The organism is Lawsonibacter sp., assembly GCF_022777125.1.
Lineage (GTDB): Bacteria > Bacillota > Clostridia > Oscillospirales > Oscillospiraceae > Lawsonibacter_A > Lawsonibacter_A hominis.
On sequence record NZ_JALFGV010000167.1, the window covers coordinates 41,853 to 48,049 of the forward strand.

The 6,197-nt window shown below is 59.2% G+C and carries 7 protein-coding genes; 5 read left to right on the forward strand and 2 right to left on the reverse strand.

The features are described from left to right. Positions 1–27: 27 nt before the first annotated feature. Complete coding sequence (locus MR825_RS13945; protein WP_186908523.1) at positions 28–1,365, reverse strand: MATE family efflux transporter; 1,338 nt, start codon at positions 1,363–1,365, stop codon at positions 28–30. 320 nt (positions 1,366–1,685) lie between these two features. Next, positions 1,686–2,162 (reverse strand): winged helix-turn-helix transcriptional regulator, encoded by a 477-nt coding sequence (locus tag MR825_RS13950; protein ID WP_186908522.1) that lies wholly within the window; start codon positions 2,160–2,162, stop codon positions 1,686–1,688. A 381-nt stretch (positions 2,163–2,543) separates the two neighbouring features. Between MR825_RS13950 and MR825_RS13955 the strand changes: the two genes are divergently transcribed. The 5 genes from MR825_RS13955 to MR825_RS13975 form a co-directional block, all read left to right on the forward strand. Continuing rightward, positions 2,544–2,894 carry a cupin domain-containing protein gene (locus MR825_RS13955; protein ID WP_186908521.1) on the forward strand — a complete coding sequence of 117 codons (351 nt, stop codon included), beginning with the start codon at positions 2,544–2,546 and terminating at the stop codon, positions 2,892–2,894. A 40-nt stretch (positions 2,895–2,934) separates the two neighbouring features. Further along, positions 2,935–3,744 carry an SDR family NAD(P)-dependent oxidoreductase gene (locus MR825_RS13960; RefSeq protein ID WP_186908520.1) on the forward strand — a complete coding sequence of 270 codons (810 nt, stop codon included), beginning with the start codon at positions 2,935–2,937 and terminating at the stop codon, positions 3,742–3,744. A gap of 77 nt (positions 3,745–3,821) precedes the next feature. Further along, positions 3,822–4,751: a 3-hydroxyacyl-CoA dehydrogenase family protein gene (locus MR825_RS13965; RefSeq protein WP_186908519.1), complete on the forward strand. Its 930-nt coding sequence runs from the start codon at positions 3,822–3,824 to the stop codon at positions 4,749–4,751. Positions 4,752–4,933: 182 nt separating this feature from the next. Then, entirely contained in the window at positions 4,934–5,947 is a 1,014-nt protein-coding gene (locus tag MR825_RS13970; RefSeq protein WP_287881248.1) for a cyclase family protein, read from the forward strand. 85 nt (positions 5,948–6,032) lie between these two features. Next, positions 6,033–6,197 (forward strand): 3-keto-5-aminohexanoate cleavage protein (locus tag MR825_RS13975; RefSeq protein ID WP_287881249.1); only part of this gene is annotated, 165 nt, incomplete at its 3' end.

A 6,197-nucleotide genomic window follows, 5' to 3' on the forward strand; every position in this document is an offset into this window, starting at 1 on the left:
CAGGGGCCTCGGCCCCTGTTTTTGCGGTTATTTCACATTCAGCGGATGCATCCACCGCCTGGAACGGTAGAACCAGTACCCCACCGGCACGGAACTGGCCACGGCCACCCCGCAGGCCACATAGACGCCCACCACACCAAACAAGTGATCCAGGATCAGCGCCAGGATGAGCCGCACCACGATACAATTGAGGAACGAGTTCCACATGATGAACATCGTGTGGCCCGATCCGGTCGCCAGCGTATTATAGGAGAACATGCCCGCGTAAAAGATCTGGCAGACAATCTCGATGCGCAGGTTGAGCACCGCCCACTGCTGAACCTGGGGATCCGGCGTAAAGATGGCGGCAAACCGGGGTGCGAAAAGCTCTGCCACGGCGATGATGACCCCCGCCATGATCAGGGTGATCCGCATGCAGGTCTTCATCACCTGCTCGGCCCGGTCATAGAGCTGCGCGCCCAGACATTGGGCGCACATGGTGCCCGCGCCGGTGCACATGGCGGTGACAAAGAGCTGGCAGAAATCCCGGATCTTGTTGGACACGCCGTTCCCGGCGGAAACGCTCACGCCGTACTGATTGATGAGCGCCACCACCACCAGCCAGGATACGCTGGCAATGGTCCATTGGACGGCCGTGGGAGTACCCAGCCTGAGGATGCGTCCCACCATCTCCCGGGCAGGCCGCAGGCAGCCTGGGGTAAGGCCCAGATCCGCCCGGTGCCGCAGCGCAAAGATCAGCGCGGTGAGGAAGGCGAGCCCCTGCGCAATGACGGTGGCGGCCGCCGCCCCCTCCACGCCCCAGCGGAAGAACGCGACAAAAAGGAGATCCAGCCCCACGTTGACGCTCACCGAGACGATGACACAGTACAAGGGGATCCGGGAGTTGCCCACCCCCCGGAGAATGGCCGACAGGGCGTTATACCCAAAGATAAAGAACAGGCCGAGGGCACAGATGTTGAAGTAGGCCGCGGCCTCCTCCAGCGCCGGCGCGCCCAGAAGGCGGAGGAACGGCCGGCCGATCAGCTCAAAAACACCGGCAAACAGAACGCCGGCACAGAGGCCCAGCGTGAACATGGAGCCGGAAGCCCTGCGCCGCCGCGTCTCGTCTCCCTGGCCAAAAAACTGGCCCACCAGGATATTGCCGCCCACGGTCAGCCCGATGGCCACCTGCGTGAGCATGTTCATGATGATGCTGGCGTTGTTGATGGCGGAAATCCCCGCGTCCCCGATAAAGTGTCCGGCGATGACGAAGTCCGTAATACTGTAGAGGGCCTGCAGCAGACTGGACGCTACCAGCGGCAGCGCATAGCGGATCAGCTTCCGGGTCACGCTGCCCTGGGTCAGGTCGTTCTGTATGGCGGGCATGACGCACCTCCTAATTTTGATTCCTGTTTCCTGTAGTATAGTACTGTCCGGCGGCGATTTCCGCAATCCCTACCTTTTGGTCAGTGACTGACCAAAAGGTACCCGGACGCAAAACAGAGGCCGGATACCGGCCTCTGCGAGACGGTCGAAAGGCGGCAAAGCCTCTGTTCGGCAAGGCTTCGGCCCACCGCGCACACGAGGGGGGCCGCCAAAGGCAACCGTTCGCGTACGCGTGGGCCGAAGGGCAGCTTCTCCGACGCACGTGCCGCTGGAGAAGCTATAGTTCCATTTTTTGCGCCTGCCTGCGCCCGCAGGTTCGCTTAGCGATCTTCCCCGGAGGCCTGTCCTACCTCCCCGCTGCTTTGATGCTCAATATCCGGCCAAAAGTTGTTGGCCTCCATGATGTCGCGCAGGGCGTCCACGTATTTGCCGGACTTATGCACCGTAAAGGCGTTTGCATCGATGGGGATCTCCAGGTCGTTCATGCGGCGGATACTCCAGATATACAGGATGTCCAGCGCGGGGATCAGCTGTTCGCCGCTGGGCGTGAGCACATACTCCACCTTGGGGGGCACCGTATCGTAGGAGATGCGGCGGATCAGACCCGATTCCACCAGTTCTCGCAGCTGCTGGCTGAAGACCTTTTCCGAAATGGGCAGGATCTTCAACGTTTGGTTGAAGCGGATGCTGCCGTGTGTGTAGATCTCGTGGAGTATGGTCATTTTCCACTTCCCGCCGATGCAGTGCAGCACATAGTGATAAGGATTGGTGGGCTGATCAAAATGATCGGCGCGCATGGCGTTCACCTCTTACTACATTTAAATAAATAAATCTTGTTTTTACTATAACACACCTGTGCTTTCCTCACAAGTACAAAAACAAGTTTCAGACTTCTTTTACCAAAAATTTTGCACCGTTTCTGTGCAATTCCGACAAACTGCCGGAGTTGCCCCTTAGCCTGCCGTCATCTTGTTTAAATTTTAACAGGTCATTTTAGACGTTTTCCACAACCGAAAGATACTTACCATTTGGTGGGTGCAAACTTCCAGGTTATCTACTTACGTAATTGTATGTGTTGCACAAATTTTTGTTTTTCGCTATACTACGGCTAGATGAGGATGTCAAATCCCTCATATGCAGCGTTTCCAAAAATTTTATTATAAAGGAGCGGTTTTATCATGGTCAAGCGTACTGTTGCAGATTTGAAGCCTTACAACGCCCCCGGTCATTTCAACATGGTCGCCATGCGGATCCACGGCAAGGAAGAGACCGGAGCCGAAAAGTTCTGGATCGGTGTTTCCACCTTCCTGCCCGGCGGCGGCGCTGAGTGGGCCTATGAGGACAACCCGCTGGAGAAGGTCTACTACATCCTTGAGGGCGAGATGACCGTGACCGACAAGGACGGCAAGAAGTACGTTCTGCACAAGGACGAGTCCATCTCCTTCCCCCCCAACGAGGGCCGCGGCCTGATGAACGAGAGCAATCTCCCCGCCCGCATGCTGGTCATCATCAACTATCCCAACGCCTGATCGTCCGTATCTTCGATCTGAATAAAGGAGGAAGCGAACTATGGTTCCCATTAAGAAGGATTTTGTTGAGAATATGTTCTCCGTCAAGGGCAAGGTCGCCCTGGTCACCGGCGCTACCGGCGCTCTGGGCTGCGTTCTGGCAAAGGCTTACGGCTACGCCGGCGCCAAGGTCTTTATGACCGGCCGCAACGACGCCAAGCTGAAGGCTCTGGAAGAGGAGTTCAAGGCCGAGGGGATCGACTGCGCCTACTATGTGGCCGACCCCGCCGTCGAGGAGCAGGTGGACGCGCTGGTCAAGGCCTGCGTGGCCCAGTACGGCTGCATCGACATTCTGGCCGTGGCTCACGGCTACAACAAGCCCCAGAACGTCCTGGAGCAGTCCGTGGCCGACTGGCAGAAGATCATGGACGCCGACTGCAAGAGCGTCTACATCGTCACCAAGTACGTCGCCCATCAGATGGTGGCCCAGTACGAGGCCGACAACACCAAGCGCAGCAAGATGGTCATCGTGACCTCCCAGCGCTCCAAGCGCGGCATGGCCGGCTACACCGGCTACTGCACCTCCAAGGGCGGCGCCGACCTGATGGTCTCCTGCCTGGCCTGCGATCTGAGCGCCAAATACCACATCAACGTCAACTCCATCTGCCCCACTGTGTTCCGCAGCGACCTGACCGAGTGGATGTTCGATCCCGAGTCCGCCGTGTACAAGAACTTCCTGAATCGTGAGCCCATCGGCCGTCTGGGCGAGCCCGATGACTTCGTGGGTTACTCCCTGTTCCTCTCCTCCGACGCTTCCAACTTCATCACCGGCAGCAACTGCGACTGCTCCGGCGGCTATCTGACCGTCTGATCCCATTTCCTCTGGAAGGAACAGCAGGCAGAATGGTTTCTGCACAGCCTTTTGATGGGAAGGAAGACGTGAAACATATGAAGAACATCAAACATATCCTGATCTGCGGTGCGGGCATGATGGGCAAGAACATCGGATATGTCTTTGCCTCCAACCCCGACTTTCAGGTCGGCCTGTACGATCTGTACCCCACCGACGTAGAGGCCGGCATCCGCACCAATACCAAGCAGCTGCTGGATAAGGGCGTCATTACCGAGCAGGAGCTGAGCGACCGGCTCTCCCGTATCAGCTTCACCACCGATATGGACAGTGATCTGGTCAAGAACGCCGACTTCGTGATCGAGGCCGTGTTTGAGGACATGAAGATCAAGCGCGAGACCTTCGCCAAGCTGGAGGCGCGCTGCCGTCCCGACACCATCTTCTGCACCAACTCCTCCGTCATGAGCCCCAGCGAGATCTCCGCCGAGCTCAAGCATCGGGAGCGCTTCGTGGGCACTCATTTCTGGAACCCCGGCCACCTGATCCCCCTGGTGGAGGTGGTCAAGTCCGACGCCTCCTCCGACGAGGTGGCGCAGACCGTGATGGAGGTCCTTTTTTCCGTGGGCAAGGAGCCCGTCCTGTGCAAGAAGGACGTGCCCGGCTTCATCGCCAACCGGATGCAGCACGCCCTGTGGCGTGAGGCCATCTCCATCGTGGAGCGCGGCATCGCCGACGCCGCCACCGTGGACAAAGCCGTCAAATACGCCTTTGGCCTGCGGCTGCCCCAGTTGGGCCCCATGGAAAACGCCGACATGGTCGGCACCGATCTGACCTACAATATCCACGACTACATCCTCAAGGATCTGGAGGACTCCCACGAGCCCTCCCCCCTGCTCAAGCAGCTGCGGGACGAGGGTAAGATCGGCTTTAAGACCGGCGAGGGCTTCCAGAAGTGGACGCCGGAGCAGGTGGCCAAATCCAACGCCGATCTGAACGAGTATCTGATCAAAATGCTCTACGGCAAGTAAGCGCGTAAAACAGTTTAAGCTGTGCCGCGCAGGCGCGCCCGCCCGCGGGTCCTCCCTGGTCCCTGGGCACTCACCGTGTGTCCTGCCGCGCATTCTTTGAAGTTCGCCTGCCGCAAAGCGGCAGAATCCCGTGTGGCTCTTGATGGGCCTGCACCATGCATTTTAAGGAGGAACTACTTATTATGGGCAAGAAAGTTTATGTTGACCTGACCCACCCCTTCAGCGCTGAGATCCCCCGCTGGCCCTACTTTGACAAGCCCGAGATCACCAACGCCCACACCATGGCCAAGGGCGGCGTTCTGACCTCCAAGATCACCTGCACCATGCACACCGGCACCCACTGCGACGCGCCCCGCCACGTCATGGAGTATGAGTTCGACGGCAAGCGCGCCCGCTACACCCACGAGATGCCCATCGACGCTTACACCGGCGAGGCCGTTGTGCTGAAGCTGGACGTGGAGCCCTGGACCCTGATCACCGACAAGCACCTGGACGAGGCCTGCAAAAAGTGCGGCCTGAACCCCGCCGACCTGAAGGGCAAGGTCCTGTGCCTGAACACCGGCATGCACCGCCTGTTCGACGACTCCAAGGCCTACTATCATTACTCCATCGGCACCGGCATCGACGCCGGCAAGTGGTTCGTCAAGCACGGCGTGAAGTGCGTGGCGATGGACAGCCAGGCTCTGGATCACCCCCTGCACACCGCTATGGGCAACAACGGCATGACCCGTATGAACCTGCTGGGCGCCACCGGCAAGCCCATCACCGAGGAGTACAAGGAGCTGTTCGGTGAAGAGGCCTATGCCGAGTTCGATAAGTTCGAGTACATCCGCATCCACGGCCAGGCCGCCTATGACGAGAAGTTCGGCGAACTGGAGAACCTGGGCGTTTGGGGCACTTGGGAGCCCTGCCACAAGGAGATGCTGGGCCACGGCATCGTGGGCGTGGAGAACCTGGGCGGCGACCTGGACAAGATCCCCGCCGGCAAGGTGTTCCAGTTCTTCTGCTTCCCCCTGCGCTGGTACATGGGCGACGGCGCCATGTCCCGCTGCGTCGCTCTGATCGACGAGGACGAGATCGACAAGAACGTGGCCGACCGCACCTACAAGTACGGCGGTACCGGCTACGCCGACGAGTCCGGCCACGGCGGCAGCGGCCTGGAGTACATGCAGAAGCTGTTCAACCGCAACAAGTAAGAAATCCACACCGTAAAGCGGCGAGCGTCAGCCCGCCGCTTTACGTGGTATCTTCCATCTATCATTCACGAGAGGATGCATCAAAATGGCTGATCTGAAGAACAAGACAATCATCACCGTCGCCACGACCGGCGCTTGGCCCACCAAGGCCAATAACCCCAATGTCCCCATGACGCCCGAGGAGATCGCCGAGGACGTGTACGCCTGCTGGAAGGCGGGCGCCGCGGTCGCCCACCTGCACATGCGCGAC

Bases quoted from the DNA above. Each gene is read 5' to 3' on its own strand.
- MR825_RS13945 (WP_186908523.1), bottom strand. From the start codon at position 1,365: ATGCCCGCCATACAGAACGACCTGACCCAGGGCAGCGTGACCCGGAAG.
- MR825_RS13950 (WP_186908522.1), bottom strand. From the start codon at position 2,162: ATGCGCGCCGATCATTTTGATCAGCCCACCAATCCTTATCACTATGTG.
- MR825_RS13955 (WP_186908521.1), top strand. From the start codon at position 2,544: ATGGTCAAGCGTACTGTTGCAGATTTGAAGCCTTACAACGCCCCCGGT.
- MR825_RS13960 (WP_186908520.1), top strand. From the start codon at position 2,935: ATGGTTCCCATTAAGAAGGATTTTGTTGAGAATATGTTCTCCGTCAAG.
- MR825_RS13965 (WP_186908519.1), top strand. From the start codon at position 3,822: ATGAAGAACATCAAACATATCCTGATCTGCGGTGCGGGCATGATGGGC.
- MR825_RS13970 (WP_287881248.1), top strand. From the start codon at position 4,934: ATGGGCAAGAAAGTTTATGTTGACCTGACCCACCCCTTCAGCGCTGAG.